Annotated in this window: 19 protein-coding genes; 11 read left to right on the top strand and 8 right to left on the bottom strand. The window is 37.9% G+C overall.

Annotation, left to right across the window (positions count from 1 at the left end; all coding sequences use genetic code 11):
- Positions 1 to 238: 238 nt before the first annotated feature.
- The gene (locus AACL23_RS08835) at positions 239 to 6,133 is read left to right on the top strand and encodes a hypothetical protein (RefSeq protein ID WP_339051246.1); all 5,895 of its coding nucleotides are present in this window, start codon (positions 239 to 241) and stop codon (positions 6,131 to 6,133) included.
- Between the two features lie 26 nt (positions 6,134 to 6,159).
- Here AACL23_RS08835 and AACL23_RS08830 read toward each other — a convergent pair whose 3' ends face one another.
- Complete coding sequence (locus AACL23_RS08830) at positions 6,160 to 6,828, bottom strand: riboflavin synthase (RefSeq protein WP_015873185.1); 669 nt, start codon at positions 6,826 to 6,828, stop codon at positions 6,160 to 6,162.
- A 204-nt stretch (positions 6,829 to 7,032) separates the two neighbouring features.
- Between AACL23_RS08830 and gmk the strand changes: the two genes are divergently transcribed.
- The 8 genes from gmk to AACL23_RS08790 all read left to right on the top strand — a co-directional run bounded on the left by gmk (position 7,033) and on the right by AACL23_RS08790 (position 16,780).
- On the top strand, positions 7,033 to 7,668 hold the full coding sequence (gene gmk / locus AACL23_RS08825) for a guanylate kinase (protein WP_095034203.1): 636 nt from the start codon (positions 7,033 to 7,035) through the stop codon (positions 7,666 to 7,668).
- Between the two features lie 86 nt (positions 7,669 to 7,754).
- Entirely contained in the window at positions 7,755 to 8,027 is a 273-nt protein-coding gene (gene rpoZ / locus AACL23_RS08820) for a DNA-directed RNA polymerase subunit omega (protein ID WP_015873187.1), read from the top strand.
- 8 nt (positions 8,028 to 8,035) lie between these two features.
- Positions 8,036 to 10,138, top strand: a complete 2,103-nt coding sequence (spoT, locus tag AACL23_RS08815; protein ID WP_015873188.1) for a bifunctional GTP diphosphokinase/guanosine-3',5'-bis pyrophosphate 3'-pyrophosphohydrolase — start codon at positions 8,036 to 8,038, stop codon at positions 10,136 to 10,138.
- A 112-nt stretch (positions 10,139 to 10,250) separates the two neighbouring features.
- A complete protein-coding gene (gene recG / locus AACL23_RS08810) occupies positions 10,251 to 12,332 on the top strand; it encodes an ATP-dependent DNA helicase RecG (protein ID WP_193432627.1) in 2,082 nt (693 codons plus the stop codon).
- A 225-nt stretch (positions 12,333 to 12,557) separates the two neighbouring features.
- Positions 12,558 to 12,863: a co-chaperone GroES gene (locus tag AACL23_RS08805; RefSeq protein ID WP_100096343.1), complete on the top strand. Its 306-nt coding sequence runs from the start codon at positions 12,558 to 12,560 to the stop codon at positions 12,861 to 12,863.
- 59 nt (positions 12,864 to 12,922) lie between these two features.
- Positions 12,923 to 14,608: a chaperonin GroEL gene (groL, locus tag AACL23_RS08800; protein WP_339051240.1), complete on the top strand. Its 1,686-nt coding sequence runs from the start codon at positions 12,923 to 12,925 to the stop codon at positions 14,606 to 14,608.
- 571 nt (positions 14,609 to 15,179) lie between these two features.
- Positions 15,180 to 16,085 carry a hypothetical protein gene (locus tag AACL23_RS08795; protein ID WP_339051238.1) on the top strand — a complete coding sequence of 302 codons (906 nt, stop codon included), beginning with the start codon at positions 15,180 to 15,182 and terminating at the stop codon, positions 16,083 to 16,085.
- A 296-nt stretch (positions 16,086 to 16,381) separates the two neighbouring features.
- Positions 16,382 to 16,780, top strand: a complete 399-nt coding sequence (locus AACL23_RS08790) for a hypothetical protein (protein WP_095034207.1) — start codon at positions 16,382 to 16,384, stop codon at positions 16,778 to 16,780.
- A gap of 108 nt (positions 16,781 to 16,888) precedes the next feature.
- Here the strand turns inward: AACL23_RS08790 and AACL23_RS08785 are convergent, their stop codons facing one another.
- The 5 genes from AACL23_RS08785 to AACL23_RS08765 all read right to left on the bottom strand — a co-directional run bounded on the left by AACL23_RS08785 (position 16,889) and on the right by AACL23_RS08765 (position 19,634).
- Entirely contained in the window at positions 16,889 to 17,296 is a 408-nt protein-coding gene (locus tag AACL23_RS08785) for a hypothetical protein (protein WP_100096339.1), read from the bottom strand.
- The gene (locus AACL23_RS08780; protein WP_100096338.1) at positions 17,293 to 17,931 is read right to left on the bottom strand and encodes a hypothetical protein; all 639 of its coding nucleotides are present in this window, start codon (positions 17,929 to 17,931) and stop codon (positions 17,293 to 17,295) included. The genes AACL23_RS08785 and AACL23_RS08780 overlap by 4 nt, the downstream gene beginning before the upstream one ends.
- Positions 17,918 to 18,574 carry a hypothetical protein gene (locus AACL23_RS08775; protein ID WP_339051234.1) on the bottom strand — a complete coding sequence of 219 codons (657 nt, stop codon included), beginning with the start codon at positions 18,572 to 18,574 and terminating at the stop codon, positions 17,918 to 17,920. Before AACL23_RS08775 ends, AACL23_RS08780 begins: the two co-directional genes overlap by 14 nt.
- A 129-nt stretch (positions 18,575 to 18,703) precedes the next feature.
- Positions 18,704 to 19,240, bottom strand: a complete 537-nt coding sequence (locus tag AACL23_RS08770) for a C80 family cysteine peptidase (RefSeq protein ID WP_044612256.1) — start codon at positions 19,238 to 19,240, stop codon at positions 18,704 to 18,706.
- A complete protein-coding gene (locus AACL23_RS08765; RefSeq protein WP_123875465.1) occupies positions 19,224 to 19,634 on the bottom strand; it encodes a hypothetical protein in 411 nt (136 codons plus the stop codon). The genes AACL23_RS08770 and AACL23_RS08765 overlap by 17 nt, the downstream gene beginning before the upstream one ends.
- Positions 19,635 to 20,058: 424 nt before the next feature.
- Here AACL23_RS08765 and dapB point away from each other — a divergent pair, with 424 nt between their 5' ends.
- Positions 20,059 to 20,880: a 4-hydroxy-tetrahydrodipicolinate reductase gene (dapB, locus tag AACL23_RS08760; RefSeq protein WP_015873199.1), complete on the top strand. Its 822-nt coding sequence runs from the start codon at positions 20,059 to 20,061 to the stop codon at positions 20,878 to 20,880.
- A 35-nt stretch (positions 20,881 to 20,915) separates the two neighbouring features.
- Here the strand turns inward: dapB and brnQ are convergent, their stop codons facing one another.
- On the bottom strand, positions 20,916 to 22,235 hold the full coding sequence (brnQ, locus tag AACL23_RS08755; RefSeq protein ID WP_100096332.1) for a branched-chain amino acid transport system II carrier protein: 1,320 nt from the start codon (positions 22,233 to 22,235) through the stop codon (positions 20,916 to 20,918).
- 611 nt (positions 22,236 to 22,846) lie between these two features.
- Here brnQ and argS point away from each other — a divergent pair.
- A complete protein-coding gene (gene argS, locus AACL23_RS08750) occupies positions 22,847 to 24,577 on the top strand; it encodes an arginine--tRNA ligase (protein ID WP_100096331.1) in 1,731 nt (576 codons plus the stop codon).
- A gap of 6 nt (positions 24,578 to 24,583) precedes the next feature.
- On the opposite strand, the gene murJ is transcribed toward argS, so the two are convergent.
- Positions 24,584 to 26,119, bottom strand: coding sequence for a murein biosynthesis integral membrane protein MurJ (gene murJ / locus AACL23_RS08745; RefSeq protein ID WP_100096330.1), 1,536 nt, complete (start codon positions 26,117 to 26,119; stop codon positions 24,584 to 24,586).
- Positions 26,120 to 26,194 lie beyond the last annotated feature (75 nt).

Raw genomic sequence — 26,194 nt, 5'->3', positions numbered from 1 at the left:
ATGTGCGGCGATGAAACGTTGATCTCACGCGAAGTATTATTATTTAAAATCAAGGATTCCTTTCGATGCAAAAATACCAATTGAATCATGATAGGCAAAGCAGTATCTATTGATATTGCTTTATGGGACAAATTATTCTGACAAAATTATCTCAAAAAAATTTGATGATTCATTTTTAAAACTGAAATTCACTTTCACATCAACAAGTTAATAAAAATATATTAAAAGGATTCAATATATGCCAAACCACTCATTCTCATCACCTCATTCAGATTTCAGCACTCACTTCGTTCCAGAATATTCATTTGATTTTAGCCAGCATCACCATATTTTTATAAAAGCAAAAAATCGAATAAATAATATTAATCATTTGTCGACATATTATGATAAAGACGGATTATGTTTTGCTTTGTCTGTTCGTTATATTATTGAAGAGCATCATTCTGCAGGAGGCGGTAAAGGTTATATGCTTTGGTTAAAAAGCTTAACAGAAAGTGATGATAAAAATTATTTAAAAATAAAAGGAAATGAAGATGCCTATCAAATTGAAAAAATTTTAAAAAATCAACTTCGTCATCAATACCTTTCAACTGAACTTGAAAAAATGTTCAGATTAGATAGTAGTCAAAACACTGAAATTGCAGGTGAAAATTTATTATTTTATAAAAAATCTCATTCTCAACAGATAAAATCAATAGTCTCTTCTTTATTTACATCCGCTAATGAAGAATACTCAGAGACCATCGAAAGAAATAGTTTAAAAGTAGATACAAAAAATAATTCTGGATATATCATGCCTTTTCAATCAAGCTCTGAAACCAGATTGATGAGTTTTTTTGATCTTTTAAAAAACCCTTCTCAAAATCAATATTTTTTATTTTATACAGAAAACCATGCGATGGCTGTCACCGTCATTCATCAAAATGGTCAAAGATATTGGACCTTTTTCGACGCTAATCTTGGCGCTTACTCTTTTAATCAATATACCGCCTGGCGTGAATTTACTACGAATTGTCTTCTTAATACGACTCGCTCAAATGGGGAGAAATTATATCAATTTCAAGATCCAGAAGCAGGAGAGAAAACTAAAATACAATATACGCGTTTAGTGCCAAACGATAATTCAAGTTACGATGGAGTTTGGAAAGAAGCACAATCACAGGAAGAAAGCTATTTTATCAAATCTTTAGTTGAAAAAAAAATTCAAGTGAATTTTCATCCAAAAGTGAAAGGTCAATTGGTGTCTTACACTTTAAATGCTGATAATAAAATAACTCAAATCACCATTAAAATAGTTCATCATAAAAACAATGAATTGTTGGTGACCTTACCTTATGATTCTTTTAATCAAATACGTGAATCTGTCTTACGCAGAATTGATAAAAAAGGACATCTTATTATCAATGAATATTCAAAAAATCCTTTAGATAATTTAGAACCTGCGCAGCATAGAATTGGGCGGGTCAAACAAGTTATCAAAATTATTAATGATGTTGCCAGTAAAAAACTGGATTATGAATTTATTGAGAAAGATAAAGGGATGTTGACTTTATTAAAAGGGTTTTTTGAAGATAAAAATCACGTTTTTAATTATAAAGAGTTTGTCAAAATTTGTTTTGATCCGTTGAAAAGAAAAAACTGGATGTTAAAAGCCAACCAATTATTAATTATGGGAAATATTGAAAATGAATTAAATACACTCAGCGATCAAGAAGCCTTAGAAAAGGCGTATTATTTACGGGTAATACAAGAAAAAAATTTAAAAGATTTAATCGTGCTCTCCTCTAAAAAAAAATACAAATCCGCCGGAATTCGTACCAATATTTATCCACAATCCCTTTATATTCCAAATATTGAAAATCAGGCTTATAACAGCCTCACACTAGGCATTATTTGGGTAAATTTAAAAACAAAAGGAAAAGAATCTTATAACAATTTTTTAAAATTCTTAACAACGCATTTTATGATCAATATTGATCAAGCTGATTCCCCCATCAGTCATTCTGATCATAAAAAACTAAAAGAATTTCAGAATCTATTTGAATCTTTAAAAGAAAACATAAAGCAAAAACAGAAAAACATTTTTATAACCACATCACATTATTCCGTTTTACCTAAAAAACCCAAGCGTTATTTTTTAAGTGCTACTCAATCGAATCGTGGACATATCCTGGTTTTAGATATCACTCAAAACGATCAAGGTCATACAATTACATTGTATGACCCGATTATTGGAGATATCAAAATCAAGACATCTGATGAAAAGAATACCGAATTCGATCAATTTCTTAATGATTATCTTGATTCCAAAGTGCTGAATCATCAAACCCGAGGTCAATTATATGGGTTTGAAAAATTTCGCGGGCATTATTATTTTAATATCACCACATTACATCAAGATGCGTTAACTGATTTTAATCAATTAAATAATATAGAGACATTTATCTCTGATTTTCGTTCTGATAAAGAACGCATCTTTGAATTACCCAACATTATTTTAAATAAACTGACTTTCTCTCCTTCATTAATTTATAAAATGGGGGGCATGTTTGGTGAACAAGGACTTTCTGTAGAGAATTTTTCTTCCCCAGAAAAATTATTATCACGTCTTCGTTTTAACGCAAGAAAATTAAAAGATTATTTGTTAAATCAAAATACCCAAGCGCATGAAGTAGAAATAGCCATTACACTTTTAAAAGAAAAAATCAAAATAACCCCTTCTATCAGTGCTATTTTAGAAGGAGAAAAAGAAGATAAAAAAATGACCACCGATCTCATTCAATCTATTCCTGACAAACCGGTGTCTTCTTCTCATTTAAAAAAAAATTTTTTGAATATTTATAAAAAAATGAATCGTATCGATACTTTTATGCAAATCTCTAATTACTTTCATGGTATATATGAAATCATTAAGATTAAAAATCTTTTAAAAAATAAATCATTAACTAATCAAGAAAGAAAAATAATAGAAATACAACAAAAAGCCCTTTATTCCTCTCTTTTTTTTAGTGCCAACTTAGATCTGAGTCAATATGGTTTTTATAAACTACACATGAATTTGACAGGAATACCCAAGCATCAATTACAACTTTATTCTCCTTCTATACAAATAGGTCTCAACAAGGGGATCCAGTTTCTTCCTTTTATCAACATGGGCTTAGGTTTGTCGATTTCTTTTTATGATTTTTATCAGGCTTATTTTAATTTTCAAAAAATATCTGACACTGCTGATCCAAAAGTTCGACAAGACTTGATGGTCAATGCTTCTCTATCACTATTCAGTGGCGGGCTGGGTGTGGGGACCAGTGCAAGCGCTATCATTGGATACAAAAGTGCGCTTTTAGGCGGCGCCACCGCGGCAAAACTCGTTATGATGAGCGGCATGACAGGGGTCATAGGCGGAATCGCTATTCTGGCCACCTCGCAATTATATTCTGCCTTCCGTCGGTTAGAAGAAATTCAAAATCATGTCGAACTCAATACAGAAGAATTTTGGAAAAATTATGCGCGTCTATTTGTAGGGTTAGGACCCACTATTGCATTACAAAATAAAGAGTTAAAACAAAAAAGTGAACATGCGGCTCGTCAACAATTTAATCAAATATTAAAAGACAACGCTCAAAAAACATTAAAACATTTATCCCCTCAAAAAATTAATGTTTATTTTTATAGTCAACAAGATTTTAAGATAGAAATGAAACCTTATAAATTGTTATCTTATAAAAAATGGGTCAATCCTATGTTTGGCCGTACGTTTTCTCTAGTAGATATAGAAAAAGATAAACTGGAGCCTAAAGAAGCAGAAAAATTTATTGCTGATCATGCTCAGCAGTTTAAACAAATAGAGATGAAAGACAGTGAATATCGTTATCCTGAGCCCTCTCATTTAAAAGCAGTAAATGATCATATTAACGTGAATGAGGATGATGACAATAATGTCACGGTTAAAAAAATCTCTTCGGATGACTCAGACATTGCTCAAGAGGAGTCGATGGCTTTATTTGATCTCGGTGAGGGAGATGATATTGCGGTGGGGTATCTTCAAAAAAGAAATATTTTTAAAATCAGCGCCGGTTCTAAACAATATACAGGCGGCGATAAAGCCGATATTTTTTATTTATCAAAGCCCGATTTATTGGCACAAGCAAGTTATTTTAATGGTTTAGGGGGGGACGATATCATCATTGCTGAATCTGTTTTGCCCGGCAAAACCGGTTATTTTATTGATTTAATGCAGGGAAAAATTCACTATGGATCCATAGAAAATAAAAAATTAGGGGCCAATATTAATAACATTGAACATGCCTATGGCAATGCTAGCACCGATGATGAAATCAAAGGCAATGACGCCAACAATTATCTTAATGGCAGAGGCGGAAACGATCACATTTGGGGCTATTCAGGCAATGACGTGCTCACTTTTGAACAAGGCCATATTCATGGCGGTGAAGGAAACGATCATTATATTCTTTTACAAAATTCCACCGATAACAATGTTGTCGCCCATATTTATGATACCAAAGATGATTTTTCATTGGTCAGTTTACATCATCAAGTCAATGACATCACCTCCGTTATTTTAGAACAAGAAAATCAGATTTATTCCCTAAAAATAACGCTTCGTAATCAAAATCAGACAGAAACCACATTCGTCATACATGATATTTATTCGTTTGAAGACGGAGATATTGAAAAAAAATATTTAGTATTAAATAACGAATATCTGTTTTCTACTTTAGATGGCTTTTTATTACTCCCTAATTGGCCCAAGATCATAGAAAAAAATGCTGAGGGGGTTTTTCCTTTTTCTCCCGAGTTTAATGCACGATATAATATATTCAATGATATTGAACATCACTCTGATATCCCCTCTTTTTCAAAAGAAAAAACGCAGGTCTCATTTCAAAAAAATACTCAACAAGATTACCTTGTTGTGGGTGACAAAAAAGTCATTCTCCCTGAAACCGTTAAATTGATGATGATAGACACCCCTTTAAATGATCAATTAATCGGGAATGCTGAACATAATTTATTCGTCAGCCGCAGAGGCGATGATGAATTAGAAGGAGGACTAGGAAAAGACATTTATCACATCGAACTCCCCTATGAGCATGAACGTATCATATCGATTAATAATTATGACCACACCGCCGAGCCTGAGGATGATCTGCTTATCTTGCCTGTCGCGATTGAACAAATAAACATCCTCACTCAGTTAGAGGATGACCTCATATTAGGCCCCACATCGTCAGATCAGACTTCACCATTAAAAATACGTTTTAAGGGATTTATGAAAAGTCAATCTTATCGACATATCAATATTATGGATAGCCGACAGCAATTCTATCATTTAAAGGTCGATGAGGCAGGAAAAATTTATTTAGGTCAAGATGAGACTCGGTTAGTTGCAACAGAAAAAGACGATCTCCTTGTTTTAACAGGCGCCGATGTTTTTATTGAAAAAAAATTCGATGCGGGGGCAGGTGATGATGTAATCATAGACCATAGCCATCATCACAATACTCTTCATGGAGGTCAGGGAAATGACCGCATTATTGCAACGGGTACAGGCAATAAAGTGCTCTATGGCGATTCAGGAAACGATAAAATATTTGTTTATGAAGGCAATAACTTTATTGTCGGTGGCATTGGAAATGATTTCCTTTCAGGTGGGCTGGGCGATGATATTTATTTAATCAGCTATAAAGATGGTCATACCGTGATTGAAGACAACGGAGGTAACGATACTTTGGTTTTATATGACATTCTGACTGACGAAGTTTATACAATAGAAGAAGGGGAAGATAGAATACTGAAAACGTCAAAGCCTGGATTTGAACAGGCATTTTCTGTCACCCTCAAAAAAGGCGCAAAACTCAATACGGCTCAAAAAATAGAAAAAATACAAACACGTTCAGATTTAAAATTAAAACAAACAACCTCAGCTGATCAGCAAAAAGAATTGACGCAACAAGCATCAGAAAGAATTCAAACGCCGAACGATAAAAATATGACGACTGATTTAATGACCATGCTGATGTCTGGTTTTAATGAAAGCGAGAGCATTCCGTTAACACAAGGCGTCGCTCAATCTCGGAATCAATTAATATCTGAAACTCTGGCCTCTCGTTAGTCGACTGGTAATTTATTAACCTCATTCTAAACGAAAATGACATTTTCTGAAACGTGCATACCCGTGCCTATGCTTCGGGTGTCTACGGCGATTTTTTCTAAGGTTTTCGTTAGCGTATCTACTACTGCTTGAGTCTGTGGATCAATTTCAATATTTACTCTATCGCCTGATTTTTTCAGCCCTAAGGTGGTACGAGCTAACGTTTCTGGAATTAAATAGTTACAAAAGCGATTTTTTTGCATCTCCCCTACTGTGAGGCTGATACCATCAACACCAATAAATCCTTTATAAAAAATATATTTCATGATCTCCGGATCTGTGATTCGAAACCATATTTGACGATTGTTTTCAGCCACACAGATTTCGTCAATACAGGCAGTGCAAATAATATGTCCTGACATTAAATGCCCGCCTATTTCATCGCCTAATCGTGCCGCTTTCTCCACATTAACATTCGAACCTATTTTAAGCTGATTGAGTGTAGTCACACGCAAGGTTTCTTGCATGAGGTCAAAGCTCACCTGATCCCCATCTATTTTTGTGACGGTTAAACAACATCCGTCATGTGCCACAGAAGCTCCTGGTTTCAGCTGATACAAGAGTTTTTCTGAATATGTCAGCGTGATAGTCCGAAAATTTTGCCCCTCCTGGATATCGACCACGGTCGCTTTGTCTTGAATAATCCCAGTAAACATAAATACCCCCTTTTTACAAAAATACAGAAGCGCATTTTACTGCATCCCTGGTTGAGTTGATGTATGATTATCCTTGATATTTGGTGAGACCTTTTCACAACCTACTATTTTGAAAGATTCTCATCATTGATTTTTGATGCGCATTTTGAATGATTCTGAAAATTTGCATCACCATCTATTTTAATTAATGAACTCTTTATTGATATGGAAGGCACTCTTTATATTATTTCTGCCCCGAGTGGGGCTGGAAAATCGAGCCTTATTCAGGCTTTTTTAAAAACATCACCTTCGTGCGAGATAAAGGTTTCTATTTCATATACCACTCGTGCTAAACGCTCAACTGAAAAACATGGGGAGCATTATTTTTTTGTTTCTGATAAAGAATTTCGCCAACTCATTAAAGAAGATGCCTTTTTAGAATACGCACAAGTTTTTGGGTATTACTATGGAACATCTCGTTCATTTATCGAAGCGATTTTATCAAACGGACGTGACGTTTTTTTAGATATTGATTGGCAGGGAGCACGACAGATCAGAGCTAAAATGCCAAAAGCGCGCAGTATTTTTATTTTGCCACCTTCAAAAGAGGCATTGATGCATCGTTTGCAAAGCCGCCAGCAAGATGCACAACAGTTCATTGATCAGCGTATGGCACAAGCAGTGATGGAAATGGCGCATTTTATAGAATATGATTATTTGATAGTAAATGATGATTTTGAACAGGCTTTGCTGGATATCAAAAATATCATTTACGGTGAACGGTTACATCTCAAAAAACAGCAAGAACGCCATCATAATTTAATCAGCAAGCTTCTTTTAGAACATCCCCATAAAGTCTAGCAAATGATTTTTAGACTTAACTTCAGTTTCAATATGATTGTTTTATGATGTTTTTTCATTCCTTTTCATTGATGAGGCGCAATATTATGGCACGTGTCACAGTTCAAGCAGCAGTAGAAAAAGTGGGTAATCGCTTTAAGTTAATTTTAGTGGCAGTACATCGAGCTCGTCTGCTGCAATCGGGACGTGAAAATTCATTGGTTCCTGAAGAAAACGATAAAGTCACTGTCATTGCCCTTCGTGAGATTGAGCAGGGTCTAATTACAGAAAGTATTCTAAAAGAAAATAATCAGCACGAAGATCAGATACAAAAAAAAGTACAAATGAAAACCATTTCTTCAACTCAAGACTTTGATTAATCTCTATTTTGCATTTATTTGATAACCTTTACCTGTTAATTAAAGAGTACTTGCCAGAGGAGCAGATCAAGCGTCTTAGACAAGCTTATCTTGTTGCTCGTGATGCTCACGACGGTCAGGTACGATCCAGCGGTGAGCCATATATTACTCATCCGGTCGCTGTTTCCTGTATTTTGGCAAAAATGCGATTAGATTATGAAACTTTAATAGCAGCGTTATTACATGATGTCCTTGAAGATACGCCGGCCACTTATGAAGATATGGAGCTGTTATTCGGGAAGACGGTTGCTGAATTAGTCGAAGGGCTTTCAAAACTCGATAAACTTAACTTTCGCGATAAAAAAGAAGCTCAAGCCGAAAATTTTCGGAAAATGATCATGGCGATGGTCGACGATATTCGCGTTATTTTGATTAAATTGGCTGACCGCACCCATAACATGCGTACTTTAGGGTCGTTACATCCTGCCAAACGTCGGCGAATTGCTCTTGAAACCCTTGAAATTTATAGCCCACTGGCTCATCGTTTAGGGATCCATCATTTAAAAATAGAATTAGAAGAATTGGGGTTTCAGGTACTTTATCCTAACCGTTATCGTGTGATTAAAGAGGTTATCAAAACGGCCCGCGGTAATCGCAAGGAAATGATCCAAAAAATCTTCTCTGAAATTAAAGGCAGGCTCCGTGAAGCCCGTATTTCCTGCAAAGTCAGTGGCCGAGAAAAACACCTTTATTCCATATATTGTAAAATGCGCCGCAAAGAGCAGCAATTTGATTCCATCATGGATATTTATGCCTTCCGCGTCATAGTGAAAGAAGTAGATACCTGTTATAGGGTATTAGGTCAAATTCATTGCCTCTACAAACCTCGCCCCTCCAGAGTAAAGGATTACATCGCCATACCAAAAGCAAACGGTTATCAGTCTTTACATACTTCATTAATTGGCCCTCATGGTGTGCCTGTAGAAATCCAGATTCGTACGGAAGATATGGATCAAATGGCTGAAATGGGGGTAGCAGCACATTGGAGTTATAAACAACAAGGTGAGTTGGGCACTACAACGCAAATTCGTGCTCAACGCTGGATGCAAAGCTTGCTGGAATTACAGCAAAGTGCTGCTAATTCGTTTGAATTCATAGAGAGTGTGAAATCTGATTTATTCCCTGACGAAATTTATGTTTTCACGCCCAAAGGGCGTATTGTAGAACTGCCTGCAGGCGCAACCTCGATTGATTTTGCTTATGAAGTTCACACCGATATTGGTCATGCCTGTGTTGGAGCGCGAGTTGATCGCATTCCTTATCCACTGTCTCAGCCTCTTGTGAATGGTCAAACGGTTGAAATTATCACTGCGCCTGGTGCCAGACCTAATGCCGCCTGGATTAATTTTGTGGTCAGCTCGAAGGCACGAGCCAAAATTCGGCAGCTTTTGAAAAATTTCAAAAGAGATGAATCTGTGAATTTCGGTCGCCGTTTACTGAATCATTCTTTCAGTAATGAAAAAACATTGTCTGACATTCCAGAGAAAAATATTCAACGTGAGCTTGAACGAATGAAACTCACTTCAGTGGAAAGCCTCTTGGCGGAAATTGGTGTGGGCAATATCATGAGTGTGGTGGTTGCTAAAAATCTGGAAGGGAATCCCACAAATTTAACGGTCAGTCACGGCCGCAAACTCCCTATTAAAGGGGCAGAAGGAATATTGATCATCTTTGCAAAATGTTGTCGCCCTATTCCCGGTGATCCCATCATCGCTCATATAAGCCCAGGCAAAGGATTTGTGATTCATTATGAGTCCTGTCGCAATATTAGATGTCATCAAAAAGAACCCGAAAAATTTATGGCTGTGGAGTGGGATCTCAATATTGTGCAAGAGTTCATTGTAGAGATTAGAGTTGAGATGTTTAATCAACAAGGATTATTAGCCAATGTAACGGCGGCGATTAATGCTGCAAAATCTAATATTCAAAGTTTAAATACAGAAGAAAAAGATGGCCGTATCTACAGTGCTTTTATTCGTTTAACGACTCGTGATCGCGGCCACCTTGCCAGTATTATGCGTAAAATTCGTATTATCCCACATGTGATTAAAGTCATTCGTAACCGAAATTAATATTGGGCTTTTTATAAAACGCGATAGTGAAGGTGTAAATTCAAGACGCACGAAAGAAGTCATAGTCCGTCCTTAGGTTTTGGAATAGGTCTATTAAAAAATGGAGTCTTCAATGAAAGGTGATCTGCTTCATCATATCCCCCTCAGTGACCTTTCTGGTGTTAGTGGTAACCATCTGGCAAAGCTTTCCAGAATAAATTTATACAATGTACAGGACTTGTTGTTGCACCTGCCTTTACGTTATGAAGATCGTACTCATCTCTATTCCATAGAAAATTTAGAGCATGGCCTTTTTGGTGCTGTTCAGGGAAGAATAATTCAGGCCGAGATGAACTCAAGCCGGCGCCGGATACTCACTTGTCAAATTGAGGATGGCACAGGCGCCTTAATTCTGCGCTTTTTCCATTTTAATAAAGGCATCCAAAATGCGCTATCTGTGGGTAAAGATGTGATGGTCTACGGAGAAGTGAAAGAAGGGTATTATGGACTGGAAATGATTCATCCAAAATTCAAAATACAAGGAAAGAATAATGAAACGCTTCTGAGCACTGTACTGACGCCGATTTATTCCACAACAGAAGGTCTTTCTCAAAGCACTTTAAATAAATTAGTGGGTCAGGCGCTTGCCTTGCTTGAAGCCACGCCTATTGCTGAGATTTTACCTTCTCAATTGATGACTTCATTAATCAGCTTGCCAGAAGCCATCAAAACACTACATCGTCCGCCCAAAAATATTTCACTGGAAAAGTTAACACAATGGCGACATCCGGCATGTATACGGCTGATTTTTGAAGAATTAATGGCCTATCACCTGAGTTTATTAACCGCTCGCGAAAATGCAAAACATCATCGTGCGCTTCCTTTTTCTAAAAAAGAGGCGTTAAAAAAAAGCTTTTTATCTTCTTTGACTTTTAAAATGACCTCGGCTCAACAAAGAGTGGTTTCAGAGATTGAACGTGATCTGGCGAGATCGACTCCAATGATGCGGCTGATTCAAGGAGATGTGGGTTCGGGTAAAACATTGGTTGCCGCTTTGGCCGCATTGCAAGTCATCGCTCACGGCAAGCAAGTCGCCCTGATGGCGCCGACTGAAATATTGGCAGAGCAACATCTGACTCAATTTCAGCAATGGTTTACCCCTTTGGGATTGTCTGCAGGATGCCTCTTGGGAAAACAAAAAGGTAAGTTACGTCAAGCTCAGAAAAACGCCATCGCTTCAGGAAAGATCTTGATGGTGATAGGGACACAGGCCATTTTTCAGGCACATGTAAAATTTTCAGCTTTAGCCTTGGTGATCATTGATGAACAGCACCGCTTTGGTGTTCATCAACGTTTAGCATTATGGTCTAAAGCAGAAAAACAAGGCTTTCACCCACATCAGCTCATCATGACAGCGACCCCTATTCCACGAACACTCACCATGAGTGCCTATGCGAATTTGGATACTTCTATCATTGATGAATTACCCTCTGATCGCATTCCTATTCATACGGTGGTCATACCGGATACTCGTCGTATTGAGATTATTGATCGTATTAAAGAAATCTGTTTATCAGAAGGTCGACAAGCTTACTGGGTCTGTACGCTGATTGATGAATCTGAACTATTAGAAGCGCAGGCCGCTGAAGTCACTTACGAAGAGCTAAAAAAAGCACTTCCAGATATTCAAATGGGTTTGTTACATGGGAGGGTCAAAGAGTCTGAAAAAGACATCATCATGCAAGCTTTTCATCGTGGAGAAATACAGCTATTAGTGGCGACTACTGTCATCGAAGTGGGAATCAATGTGCCTAATGCCAGTTTAATGATCATTGAAAATCCTGAACGTCTTGGATTGGCACAATTACATCAACTACGAGGGAGAATTGGCAGAGGTTCTATCGCCTCCTATTGCGTGTTGTTGTATAAAACCCCGTTGAGTCAAGTCGCCCAACAGCGTTTGCAAATCATGCGTGAAACTCATGATGGTTTTGTGATAGCACAAAAAGATTTAGAAATACGAGGGCCAGGTCAGTTATTGGGTACCCGTCAAACCGGTTCTTTAAAATTTAAAGTGGCAGACATCGTCAGAGATCAAGATTTATTATCTCAAATTTGTGAGTGGGCGCTTTTTTTACATAAAGAATATCCGAAACAAGCAAAAGTATTAATGGCGCGTTGGTTGCCTGAAGGAGAACATTATCGACATGCTTAATTTAAATATAAGAAAAATATAAGAATTATTTCTTACAATAAGATAAGAGCCCCTCCCCAAAAATTTTTTACAAACGTTTTCTCAACTCTGAATAAATTTTTTTATCAATTCCCTTGAAGGTAAAGGAAAACACCCCCATTTATTAGACCGAGGTACTGATCGATTAAAATAGATCAGAATGAATCTTAAATATGATAATAATTGTCTCAATCAGGAGAACTATGAATGTCAAACAGTAAAGAGCTTCGTCCATTACATGACCGTGTTATTCTCAAACGTGAAGAGGCTGAATCTAAATCCGCTGGGGGTATCGTTTTAACTGGTTCTGCGGCGGGTAAATCTAGCCGTGGCAAAGTAATAGCAGTGGGTAAAGGTCGCATCCTTGAGAACGGTCAGGTGAGACCTATGGACGTTAAAGTAGGCGACCTTGTTATTTTCAACGATGGCTATGGCGTGAAGTCAGAAAAAATTGACAATGAAGAGGTTTTAATCCTCTCTGAATCCGACATTCTAGCAATTGTTGGGGCATAAATGCCCGACGCATCCGTCAATAAATTTTTAGAACCACAACAAATTTAAGGAAAGTAAAAATGGCAGCTAAAGACTTAAAATTTGGTAATGACGCCCGAAAAAAAATGTTAAAGGGTGTCAACATTCTGGCTAATGCAGTAAAGGTGACTTTGGGTCCCAAAGGTCGCAATGTTGTATTAGATAAATCTTATGGAGCGCCTTCTATTACTAAAGACGGTGTTTCTGTGGCCCGTGAAATTGAGCTGGAAGACAAATTTGAAAACATGGGTGCTCAAATGGTCAAAGAAGTCGCCTCTAAAGCAAACGATGCGGCAGGAGACGGCACCACCACAGCGACCGTGTTAGCACAATCCATTGTCACCGAGGGGTTAAAGGCAGTTGCAGCAGGCATGAATCCCATGGATCTTAAGCGTGGTATTGATAAAGCAGTAGACGCCGCTGTTGAAGAACTGAAAAAGTTATCTAAACCTTGCAAAGATCCTAAAGAAATTGCACAGGTAGGCACCATCTCTGCCAATGCAGATGCAAAGGTAGGTAAATTAATTTCAGACGCAATGGAGAGGGTTACTAACGAAGGCGTGATCACTGTTGAAGAAGCCTCTGGCCTGGAAGACGACCTCATCGTTGTGGAAGGAATGCAGTTTGATCGCGGTTATCTTTCTCCTTATTTTATTAACAAGCAAGAAAGCAGCTCTATTGAATTTGACAACCCTTACATCTTATTAGTCGATAAAAAAATCTCTAACATCAGAGACATGTTATCCATATTAGAAGTGATGGCAAAAGAAGGAAAACCATTACTCATTATCGCAGAAGACGTTGAAGGTGAAGCTCTGGCCACCTTGGTGGTCAATACGATGAGAGGCATCGTCAAAGTAGCTGCTGTCAAAGCCCCCGGTTTTGGGGATCGCCGCAAAGAGATGCTACAGGATATTGCAGTATTAACTCACGGTCATGTGATTTCAGAAGAAACAGGGGATTCTTTAGAAAAAGCAACCCAAGAAAATCTGGGCAAGGCAAAACGTGTCGTCATTACTAAAGATGCAACCACTATTATTGATGGAGCAGGTGAAAAATCCAGGATCGAGGCTCGTGTTCAAAATATCAGGAAACAGATTGAAAATGCGACTTCTGATTATGATAAAGAAAAACTGCAAGAGCGTGTTGCTAAATTGTCAGGGGGAGTCGCTGTTATAAAAGTGGGCGCTCCGACTGAAATTGCGATGAAAGAGAAAAAAGCTCGTGTGGAAGATGCCTTACAAGCAACAAGAGCAGCAGTAGAAGAAGGGGTTGTTCCAGGCGGCGGTGTTGCTTTGATCCGCGTCGCTTCTAAAATTGCAAATTCTAGCTTGAAAGGGGATAACGAAGATCAAAATGTGGGTATTCGTGTTGCTCTTCGGGCCATGGAATCTCCTCTGCGTCAGATTGTGGTCAATGCTGGCGAAGAAGCCTCTGTGATTGCTAATAAAGTCAAAGAAAACAAAGGAAATGATAATTACGGCTATAATGCACAAACAGAAGCTTATGGTGACATGATTGAGATGGGAATTTTAGATCCTACCAAAGTGACACGTTCTGCATTGCAATATGCCGCTTCTATCGCAGGATTAATGATAACGACTGAATGCATGGTCACTGATTTACCGAAAGAAGAAAAAGTCTCCGATATGGGTTCTGGCGGAATGGGCGGAATGGGCGGAATGGGCGGAATGGGCGGAATGGGCGGAATGAATGGTATGATGTAATACAAAAAGCATCACATACATAGTCAATCTGTTGCATGAATGCCTTGGTTATAGCTCATTGAGCTATAACCTTTCTTATGAAAAAAGCCGCATTTTTTAAAAAAAGATAAGGTTTAAAAAAATAGTTCATTTAATATCAAATATGTAAATGATTTTTAATTTTATTATGACCTGTTGTTTTGTTTAAAATTAGAAAATTCAGTGTTTTTTTAATTTTTCAATCACTTCCCTTTCTTAAACTCCCTTCAAATCTGATGAACTGATGTAATGCACTCATTGCCTGAGTTAGCCCACTCAAAGAGCGGTCATCTTGATAAAAAAAACACCATTTTAGCTGATGCTACCTATTAATTTAATACAACCTAGTTAATTAGGGCTGTAGTGTATATTTTATTAGTCTTGAAAATTTCATTTGTTCGTTTCTTAAAACTATTTAATGAGCGTTTTTTTGAATTTTTTTATTTTTACAAAGTATATATTTATGTCATAAAAATTTTTGATTTAAATCAAATTATTTTTATTTGAAATATTTAAATGAAGTTATTTAAAATGAATGACACATAGGATACTTATGACAATATTATCGCACAGCATAAACTTTATTAATCGTACAAACACAAAAATAAAAAACATAACAAATATAATTACTAAACCAACAGCATATTATATGGAATTAATTTCAGTAAACAACAAAAGTACAGCTAAAATTAATAAACAATGTAATAAATTAGTAGAAAAATTTAATATTTTAGATGAGAATTTTTTAAGTAAAGGAACAAAAAACACTGAAGATCAAGTGATGAAAATTTTAAAAGAAGCGAAATGTTTGAAAAAATTATTAAAATTAGCAGAAAAACATGAGCTTGAGAATATGACAAAAGAGAGAAAAAATCTGACAGAAAACGAAACGATACAGAAAAGCGAGGAATTTCGTCAAAATTATAATAATAAAGAATCTTCTAAAAATTGTGTTACTGGTGCGACTGTTCGTTATGTAAATAACTTACAAAGCATAAGAAGGGTAGATTCTATTATTAACCGTCTTCAAGCGTGTCGTTTATTTTCTGAAATAAATTCTAAAATAAATAAAGCAGAAACTGATGTAAATCTTAGAAATGAACTCGTCTCTGCAATATTCGCTTCGACTTTTTTTGAAGGAAAGAGGAATTATGTCGAAAATGGACCTGATTTCAATTGGAATGCCGGCGAAAAATTTTGTTTAGAAATTGAAAAAAAATGTAGAAACATTGAAATTCAATTCGATTTTAATTCAGCTCTTGATTCGAAGAGGGGAGGCAAATTTGTTAATAAAATGAAAAATTTACTTAGTGAAGAAATTAGTAATCCTCAAAATGATGCTCAAATATCCACCTTATTAAAACTGTATAATAATGAAATCAATCAAAAAATAGATAAACTTTGTATAGAAAATAACATGATTACCCTCAGTGATTTTCGCTCTATATGGGCTATTTAAAACACTGGAAAAACGGTTAAAAATGAATTAAAAAAGCACCCTGAAATTTAATTCTCTTGCAGCCACTCAAAAACAAGATTTGGACCTCCGTCATCGTTATGATCGGAGATAATCATCTTTGCGAGTGATCGTTTCTGTGTATCTTACACTCAAACATTAAATTTTATTATCCTGATTACAATTAATGTACAAAATCTGACCAAAGAGTTTGGTTTTAATTGAATCACAAAGTTTTTTACTAAACTTTTCAAGTTTCAATTAGTTGATTTTTTAATCATGTCATAAGGAGATTTTTTATGGATAAATCGGGCGCAAAAAAATTGCTTGACGATTATATGGAAGGCTTTAAAAAAAATAATTTAGAACAATTTCTTTCGGCGTTAGATGAGGAGTGTCACATTATTCAACCCGACGGAATTTCTTTAAAAGGGAAGAATAAAATAAAAGAATGGTTTGAACTTTTTTGGAAGGAGAATCGTGTCAATAAATTGAATGTTTACTCATTTTATTATTTAGATTTAGGAGAAAAAATATCTTTTTCTGAATGGGACTTAACTTATAGTAAAACTCATGAACAGAAATCTTCTATTAATGAAGCCATTAGTATTCCTAAAGCTATTAGTATAGTGACATATAATGATGAAAATATTACATCAATAGTAGAGTACCAAAGGACTGAACAACCTCATGTGTGATGCGTAGGTGCTGAACCTCATCGAAAGGTGACAGACCAAGGCGTCTCCGACAATAAGAGAAATAATCCCTTTGGGTTGAAGTAATCGATATCCAGACGGCCATCGCCGTTAAAATCTCCCAGCGCCCTGTGGGAAGGGCCGCTTGGGGCTTTCTTCATCAAAAAACTTTGTCAATGGTGCTCCGTTTTCGTCCACAAATTGACCCAACAGGCGAGCGTGATGTCGGTTAGGCTCCGTGATGAGGATATCCTCATCGGTTTTGTCGTCTCTATCATTGTCAAAATGGGATTGATAGTATTCATACTCACTGTCAACCAACGCTTGGTAAACTTGACTTATGTCGAAAACAGAAGATAATCCGCCTAATAAGGGCCGTCCCAAACGTATCAGTTTAAAATTCACTTTCATCCCTTTTTGCGCTAAACGACTGGCATATCGACCTAACCCATATTGGGCGGCATCAATCGCCAGGTGCGAGGCAAAAGAGGCGATGGCCCAATCCAATTCAGCATTCACTCTTTCTTCTCTTCTTGGCTTAAATCGTGTTTTTGTAGACGCTCGATAGCGCGTTTGATATCACGCAGACCCCGAAGATAAACGTATCCTTGCATGCCCAGACCAACTCGACCGCCGACCCGATTGAGACCGGCCCAACGGTCTGTCACCGGCACACTTTTTAACTCACGCCAAAGGGCCGGCTGGATGTCCAGTGTCGATTCCATGGGGGAAATCCGTTGGACATGTTGGTCAATCGCGTTCAGTTGATGTACCGCCGCTTTTTGCGTCGCCGTATCCCCGCCTGCTAGCAAATCAGCGCGATTGCGTTTGAACTCAGGTTGTTGTTTCAAAAAGCGCACCGCCTGTTGCGTGATGACATCACTGTAATCAGCCTTCTGAATATATTGCGCTAATTTGCTGGCATCAAACCGCAGAATTTGGGCTAAGTTGCCTTTTGCAAGATGCTTCATAGAAAAGGGCTTGCCCTCGACTCTGGCACCCATCTTATGTAATGTCTTCGCAGGTAGCGCCACTTTGCCCAACGGAATGTCACCGACCGCCGCTAACCGGTCCACCTCAGGCTCAAAATTTGTCAATAATTTTTGAAACTGCCCCAACGCAGGAAGCTGGTTTTGAGCCTTACTGAGGTTCACTCGGTAAAACTTGGGGGGGATGGCCCATAGAAGTCGACAAATCTGACAGGCTTATCATACGGTACGTTGCCCTTGATAAATGATCGTCTGCAGACATGATGGATAGATTAGAGTGTTTGATGGCCCTGACCTTGTCATCACTGATACGGATTTCTTCCAAATTCGGCTCATACAAATATACCGTCGGTTGCCTAGACGAAGCCTCTTGACACACAGAAAGCATCCATGTCTTGCCCCCTTTTTTCATCATATAATCACCCACTTCAAAATGTTCCATCAATAGGATAGACTCAAAGAGGTCGAGGTGCTCGGCAGAGTTTGAGATCATGATATTGTGAAAATGTTCCCGAAATTGCTGCAGCTGCTGGGTGTCCTGCTCGGATATCGGCCCCATGGCCTGATGTTCATTCAGCACAGCCTGGGTGAGGATCCCTTTAAAAAATCGCGCGGTTCCCTCCTCACTCGACTGATGCGCTTGCAACCAAGCAAAAAAACCCAGGCCTTGCGCCATTTCCGAAGCGTACGCGCTGTTATCATCGATAAACAGCGACTGGGGGCTGAATTGATATGTGATTTTGAACTGTTGATTGTGCAGGATGCGGCCCAAATTTTGCCAATTCGCCAAGGTCAGACTGCGTGACATGCCACGCTTGACTCTTTATCAGCGCCTCCTGGCCACTGAGGGGCTCTAATTGCCTATGGGCGTCACCCAATTGTAGCAATTGAAGGGCCTCATTCGCCCATACGCGATAGCGCCGGAGCATTTTCACAGTCAACATGAAACGTATGAAATCGAACTGACCGTCCGAATGATGGAAAAAATCAGCCGCATCACGCCGTTGTTGTTCATCGAGCGGCCAATCGTTTGCTTACCCAAGGCCAGACTGTCCATCAGGGTCAATACCCGATTCACACGGGCAGTGAGACTGTTTTTGGGCACGAATTCATTCTGAGGCGCCCAATTAAATACGATTTTATCTGACTTATCCGAAACAGGGCGATTGGCTCCCTTCACGACCGACATTTTTCTGCCTTCCTCATTCACGCTCACCGGAAGCTGACGGGCCCCCATCTCCAGACGCCACCCTGCTTTCTGATGGAGGGCTTCTCCCAACTGCTGGACATAGCTCTTAGAGCCCTCGCCGTCCTTGTCTGCCAACGAACACCCCACCAAGCTGATATAGTCCGGTGTCGTATCGATGCCATGACTTGCTTTGAGTTTTTTATTCAACAGGCTGAGGTGATTCGACAAGGCTTGCGCTTGGTGGTCGCCCAACGTTTGGTGATGGCGTTCATTCAGAGTCTTCATAGCCAGCAACAGTGAGATCTGTAGAGGGGGAGACCAAAACGTGCGAGGGAAGCTGACCAGTAAAGAGGTTATACTTTGGCACTGTTTTATCGAAGACAAGTATGACTTTTTGCCTAGCGTTAATATCTGAGTTTGCTTCTAAATAACCAGAAAGCCAATCTTCGGCGTGTTTACGTGCAACAGAAGCAGATTGTACACCTAGGTCGATAACACGACTGCACTTTGAAGATAGTAGTTCATACCCTGATGATGTTACTGTGATTGTACTAAATACGATGAACTCACTGGCGTCTGGTTGTTGCTTTATCTCTTTCAAAAAACCATGAACAGAAAAATTCGTTTCAGATTTAGTTTTTAAATTTATGTCAATATTGCCGGATGTCACTGAACGCAAAGATTTATTGACCTGTTGTTCGTCTGCCCGAACATATTATTCGATATTGCCACAAATATCGTGGTCTTTAGTGTAATCTATTTTTTTCGTACTCTCCGTGCTTTTTTATAAGTAAATCTATAAATCACATTCATTTTGATTAAAAATGAATAAATATTTTTCTTTATTAATGAATCTTCATTTTTAAAATGTTGAGGAAGCTTATTCTATTCTAACCAAATTAGAAAAAGCGCTTTAAAAGATGTGAGCACTATATTTATCTGGGCTTTTTGAGAAATTTGATCCATAACGTCAGCTCAAGCCTAGACTTTGACAGTTCAAATTTTAAAAAATCATTCACAAAAAAGTAAAATCCTGTCATATCTTTCATAAATTTTTTCGCTATTTCGTTATGAATTTATTTTTTAAATAAAAAAGGATCCTTATGACAAAAAAAGTGCGGATGGCTATTGTGGGTGCCTCAGGGCGTATGGGTTTGCAATTAATTCAGGCGGTCCATCAATCTCAAACAGCACGCCTTGTCGCCGCCTTAGTACGCAAGAAATCTCCACTTATTAACACTGACGCTGGCGAATTTGCGGGTATCGGTTCAATCAAGGTTGTGTTTAGTGATGATTTAGAAGCCATATCTGATGCTTTTGACATTATGATTGATTTTACCTCTCCACAGGCGACGCTGTCTCACTTAGCCTTTTGCTGCAAGCACCAAAAATCCATGATTATTGGCACGACAGGTTTTGATGAATTCGGTAAAGAAGAGATCAAAAAAGCAGCAAAAAAGATAGGGATCGTATTTTCAGCAAACTTTAGTATCGGAGTCAATCTGATGCTACAACTTTTAGAAAAAACGGCGGCCATGATAGGGGATCATTCAGATATTGAAATTATTGAAGCACATCATCGTTATAAAAAAGATGCTCCCTCTGGTACGGCCTTAGCAATGGGCGAAAAGATTGCAAAAGCGTTAGGAAAAGATTTACAAAAAGAGGCTATTTTTGATCTGACCGCTTCCTTAAATGAGAGAGCATTAGGTAAAATTCATTTTTCTACTATTCGAGCGGGTGATATTGTTGGGGAACATACCGTGTTATTTGCCGGTGTAGGAGAAAGTTTTGAAATGACTCATAAAGCAACCAGTAGAATCAATTTTGCAAATGGGGCTGTCAGAGCCGCGCTTTGGCTTGCTAAAAAAAATCAAAAAGGGGTTTTTGATATGAATGACGTACTTGATTTTAATGAATTTTAAAGCTCCTCGCCTTTTAAAAGGCGAGGAGAATATATTTAAGATGAAACTATTTTTTGCTCTCTAGAAAAAATGCGATCATAGATTGCAACGATAAGAAAAATGATGATAGAAGGCGGTAACCAAGCGAGTCCTTCTTTTGTTAAGGGAAAATATTCAATCCAGGAAGGTAAGAGATCTGAGAAAACTGAAGCTTTTAAGCCATCAAAAATACCAAAAATCAAACTCATCAGCATCACTGAAGAAACGATAATCGTTTGATTACGCCACCAATTCAAGGTGAAACTTAATAATACTAATACAATGCAAGGAGGATAAATGGCTGTCAGTACGGGAACCGAAAAATAAATAAGATGGCTTAATCCCAAATTTGAAACCAGCATTGAAAAAAGACCTAATATAAAAATCAAAGTGCGATAAGAAAAAGGCAAAAATTGACTGAAAAATTCAGCACAGGCGCAGGTTAAACCAATCGCAGTGATCATACAGGCAATGAAAATAAACCCCGCCAAAAAAATACTTCCTAAATCACCAAAGGTATGTTGAACATAAGCGTGTAAAATGACGGCACCATTTTGAGCATTTGGAATTAAAACACCGCTATCAGAGCCTAGTTTAAACAAACTCATATAAATTAATGTCAGCCCAATACCACAAATCAAACCCGCATAAATGGTATAGCGTGTTAGTAACGCCGGGGAAACAATGCCACGAGAACGAGCTGTATTCACAATGACAATCCCAAATACCAAAGCTCCAAGAGTATCCATGGTCAAATAACCATTCACAAAACCCGTTGAAAAGGGAATTTTCTGATAAATTTCACTGGCAGGGATCGTAGAACCCGAAGACCATAAACAGGCAGAGATGCCAAGAATGCTCAAAGCCAAGATTTTTAACGGAGCCAGGATATGCCCAACACTGTCTAACAAACGGCCAGGGTATAATGAAATCAAAACCACCAACCCGAAGTAAATGATACTATAAATCAGCAAGGGCAGTGCGCCGTCGCCGGTGAGAGGAGCAATACCAACTTCAAAGGAAACAGTGGCAGTACGGGGTGTGGCAAACAAGGGCCCCACACATAAATAGCACGCTGTAGCCAAAATCAGACCTGCTTTTCGACCTATCGGAGCACTGAGGCTATCAATTCTGCCTCCAACACGTGCTAATGCCACAATAGTAATGACAGGTAAACCCACAGCCGTTATTAAAAAACCTGCTGCTGCAAACAATAAGTGTTCGCCAGATTGTAAGCCTATTATAGGAGGATAGATAATATTAGCGGCTCCTACAAACAAGGCAAAAGTCATAAAACCCAATGCCAAAATATCTCTGAATGATAAGCGATTATTCATATTTATTTTTTCACCTAATTTATTGTGTTATTTAGTCAATTAATCCGGTAGAAAAATTTCATTAGCCATTTTTCCAGTTCATTGAAAATGATATAAATTTATAAAAACTTTTTTAAGTAATATAATTATTTTTATGATATGTAAAGTTTTTTATTTTTATAAAATAGATTATTGTTATCTATTTAAATTTAAATGAATAAAACAGATAAATAAATATGATTCATTTTTAGCATAAAGAGATTATAAAATAAAAAATCAATAAAAATATACTCATTTTTTATTAAAATGATGAAATATTAATCAATATAAATAATCAGTAAAATATTTTTATTCATTAGATCAAACTTAAATGAAAAAATAAATTAATCGTTTTAGTTAAAAGAATAAAAATATATTCATATTTTATAAAATGGCATGTTCATTTCTGAATGATAATAAATTTTATAATATTAATATTATTTTTTTAAATTTTAATCATATTAATTTTCATTAACATAAAAAAGTGAGTCTCAATTTTATAAAAAGTCAATGTTCAGGATATCATTCATGATTTTGTAAAGTATTTTTGTTAAAATAGGGCGACTCAATAACCTCGTATTAAGGCTTATCTCTTGAATATTCAACTATTTTTATCAGACAGAATACGTCATGCCCTGATAATGGCCGGTGCGCCTGATGACAGCGATGCTCAGCTGCATCCTTCAACTAAAGCCCAATTTGGGGATTATCAGGCCAATGGTGTGATGTCCGCCGCCAAAAAACAACGAATCCCACCCCGAGAATTAGCAGAAAGAGTGCTTGAGCATCTAGACCTTTCGGATATCGCGAAAAAAGTAGAGATCGCAGGGCCAGGTTTCATCAATATTTTTTTGAATGAGCAATGGATCTCTCAAAAAATAGAGGCGGTTTTTATCGGGCCAAAATTAGGACTGACTCCGGTGACACCCCAAAGAATTGTGATCGATTACTCAGCGCCTAATGTCGCCAAAGAAATGCATGTCGGTCATTTACGTTCAACCATTATTGGCGATGCCATGGCGCGCACTCTGTCTTTTCTTGGCCATCATGTTATTCGAGCTAATCATATCGGTGATTGGGGAACTCAGTTTGGCATGCTGATAGCTTATCTAGAAAAAATTCAACATCATCACGCGCTAGAAATGGTGTTATCAGATTTAGAACATTTTTATCGCGAAGCAAAAAAACATTATGATGAGGATGAGATTTTTGCTCAACGCGCACGGGATTATGTCGTCAAACTACAGAGCGGGGATCCTTATTGTCGTGAGATGTGGCGAAAACTGGTCGATATCACAATGACACAAAATCACCTATCTTACGAACGGCTCAAAGTGACTCTGACCCCTGAGGATATGATGGGCGAAAGCCTCTATAACAATATGTTGCCGAATATTGTTGAAGATTTGATCGCCAAAGGCGTTGCGGTCAAAGATCAAGGTTCTGTGTTGGTTTTCCTTGAAGAATATCAAAATAAAATCGGCGAGCCGATGGGCGTGGTGATTCAAAAAAAAGATGGGGGCTATCTTTATGCGACCACCGATATTGCTTGTGTCAAATATCGTTGTGAAACCTTAAAGGCAGACCGTATTCTGTATTATATCGATTCTCGTCAGAATCAACATTTAGCCCAAGTTTGGACAATTACGCGCCTTGCAGGTTATGTGCCTGAATCTGTTTCATTGGAGCATCATATGTTCGGCATGATGCTTGGAAAAGATGGCAAGCCTTTTAAAACTCGTACAGGTGGCACCGTCAAATTATCAGATTTGCTGGATGAAGCAGTAGAGCGTGCAGGGCAATTAATTAGGGGGAAAAATCCAGATTTGAATGAAACCGATTTAAATAACCTGATTCAAGCTGTGGCGATAGGGGCGGTTAAATATGCGGATTTATCAAAAAATCGAACCACTGATTATATTTTTGATTGGGATCGTATGTTGTCATTTGAAGGCAATACAGCCCCCTATATTCAATATGCATATAGCCGCGTGACATCATTATTTAAAAAATCAGGCTTGGATGAAAAAAAGATCATGTCGCCTGTCATCATTCAAGAGGAAAAAGAAAGGAGTTTGGCCATTCTTTTATTACAGTTTGAAGAAATGATCAGCACTGTGGCTCGGGATGGTACGCCTCATTTGATGTGTTCGTATCTTTATGATTTAGCCACCCGATTTTCTATTTTTTATGAGCATTGCCCTATTCTTAATGCCAAAAATGAACAGATTCGTCAGAGCCGATTAAAATTAGCCTGGCTGACCGCAAAAACTCTTAAGCTGGGGCTAAAGAATTTAGGTATTGAGACGGTCGAGAGAATGTAAGGAAGTTTAATGTAATCTCTGAAAAAAATGTCTTAGTCTGACCCCTAAAATCAATAAAACAGAAAAATAAGAGATGGCCCCTGCAATCACAATACCTGACAAACGGAACAATCTGTAGGCCATTCCTCCTAAATCCCAAGGGGGCATGATCGATAGGAGTCCGAACAAAACTAAACACATCACAGAAACTGCCATCAATAATTTTGCGATAAATGGGCACCAACCGCTTTGTGATTGAAAAATATTTTTTTTGCGTAATTGCCAATAGAGTAATGCGGCGTTTAGGCAGGCAGCCAAACTAATAGAGAGGGATAAACCTGCGTGTTTTAAAGGACCAATGAAGATCAGATTCATTATTTGAGTCATGAATAATGTGAGCAACGCTATCTTCACGGGCGTTTTAATATCCTGGCGCGAATAAAATCCGGGGGCTAATACTTTGATCATAATCAATCCTGGCAAACCAATCGAATAGGCAATTAACGCTCTTTGTGTCATTTCTGCGTCAAAAGCGGTGAATTTGCCATATTGAAATAAGGACAGGGTCAAAGGTTTGGCAATGATGATTAAGGCAAAAGCTGCAGGCAAAGCCAATAAAAAACACAGCCGAAGACCCGTATCAATCAGTCTGGAATATTCAAGTATCTCGCCATTTGCAAAACTTTTCGCAAGGGAAGGTAATAAAATGGTACCTAATGCGGCGCCTAATATCCCCGCGGGAAATTCCATCAAACGATCCGCATAATACATCCAGGAAACAGAACCTGAGACCAAAAAAGAAGCATAAATAGTATTGATGATCAAAGAAATTTGACTGACGCAGACCCCTAAAATAGCAGGGCACATTTGTTTCATCACTCGCCAACTTCCAGCATGTTTTAAATCAATACGGGGTAAGACGAGCATCCCGATTTTTTTCAAATAAGGCAATTGATAAAATAGCTGGAGGACCCCTCCCAACAACACCCCGCAAGCCAATGCCAATATAGGCGGATCAAAATAAGGAGCAGCAAATAAAGCAAACCCTATCATGCTGATATTGAGGAGGGTAGGCGTAAAAGCAGGAATCGAAAAATGATTCCAGGTATTGAGTAATCCTCCCGCCAAAGAAGCCAGCGAAATCAAAAAAATATAAGGAAAGGTAATACGTAGTAAAGAAGAAGTTAAGGCAAATTTATCGGGTGTATCACAAAAACCCGGCGCCGTGACGTAAATAATCCAAGGTGCGACAAGTATACCTAATGCGGTGATCACGATTAAGACCAAGCTTAGCAAGCCTGAAATGTAAGCGACAAAGGTGCGTGTGGCCTCTTCTCCTTTTTGATTTTTATATTCTGCTAAAATCGGCACAAAGGCTTGAGAAAAAGCCCCTTCAGCAAAAATACGCCTTAACAGATTCGGTAATTTAAAAGCAACGAAAAACGCATCGGTCGCCACCCCTGCACCGAATGTTTTAGCAACGATTGCATCACGAGTAAATCCTAATATCCGAGAAAAAAAGGTCATGGAACTGACGGTTGCCAGCGATTTTAATAGATTCATATAGGGCCAAACATGTCATTTCAAGAATAAGTTTGTATCGCTTTATCGATAACGTCGCTATCTGAAGAGATGCAT

This window comes from Candidatus Williamhamiltonella endosymbiont of Tuberolachnus salignus (assembly GCF_964019775.1).
Taxonomy (GTDB): domain Bacteria; phylum Pseudomonadota; class Gammaproteobacteria; order Enterobacterales; family Enterobacteriaceae; genus Hamiltonella; species Hamiltonella defendens.
The sequence above is the reverse complement of the archived record's forward strand: the minus strand, read 5'-3'. Positions and strand labels throughout refer to the sequence as shown.

Coding starts and splice junctions, on each gene's coding strand:
- AACL23_RS08835 (WP_339051246.1), top strand. CDS start 239: ATGCCAAACCACTCATTCTCATCACCTCATTCAGATTTCAGCACTCAC.
- AACL23_RS08830 (WP_015873185.1), bottom strand. CDS start 6,828: ATGTTTACTGGGATTATTCAAGACAAAGCGACCGTGGTCGATATCCAG.
- gmk (WP_095034203.1), top strand. CDS start 7,033: ATGGAAGGCACTCTTTATATTATTTCTGCCCCGAGTGGGGCTGGAAAA.
- rpoZ (WP_015873187.1), top strand. CDS start 7,755: ATGGCACGTGTCACAGTTCAAGCAGCAGTAGAAAAAGTGGGTAATCGC.
- recG (WP_193432627.1), top strand. CDS start 10,251: ATGAAAGGTGATCTGCTTCATCATATCCCCCTCAGTGACCTTTCTGGT.
- AACL23_RS08805 (WP_100096343.1), top strand. CDS start 12,558: ATGTCAAACAGTAAAGAGCTTCGTCCATTACATGACCGTGTTATTCTC.
- groL (WP_339051240.1), top strand. CDS start 12,923: ATGGCAGCTAAAGACTTAAAATTTGGTAATGACGCCCGAAAAAAAATG.
- AACL23_RS08795 (WP_339051238.1), top strand. CDS start 15,180: ATGACAATATTATCGCACAGCATAAACTTTATTAATCGTACAAACACA.
- AACL23_RS08790 (WP_095034207.1), top strand. CDS start 16,382: ATGGATAAATCGGGCGCAAAAAAATTGCTTGACGATTATATGGAAGGC.
- AACL23_RS08775 (WP_339051234.1), bottom strand. CDS start 18,574: ATGTCACGCAGTCTGACCTTGGCGAATTGGCAAAATTTGGGCCGCATC.
- AACL23_RS08770 (WP_044612256.1), bottom strand. CDS start 19,240: ATGAAGACTCTGAATGAACGCCATCACCAAACGTTGGGCGACCACCAA.
- dapB (WP_015873199.1), top strand. CDS start 20,059: ATGACAAAAAAAGTGCGGATGGCTATTGTGGGTGCCTCAGGGCGTATG.
- brnQ (WP_100096332.1), bottom strand. CDS start 22,235: ATGAATAATCGCTTATCATTCAGAGATATTTTGGCATTGGGTTTTATG.
- murJ (WP_100096330.1), bottom strand. CDS start 26,119: ATGAATCTATTAAAATCGCTGGCAACCGTCAGTTCCATGACCTTTTTT.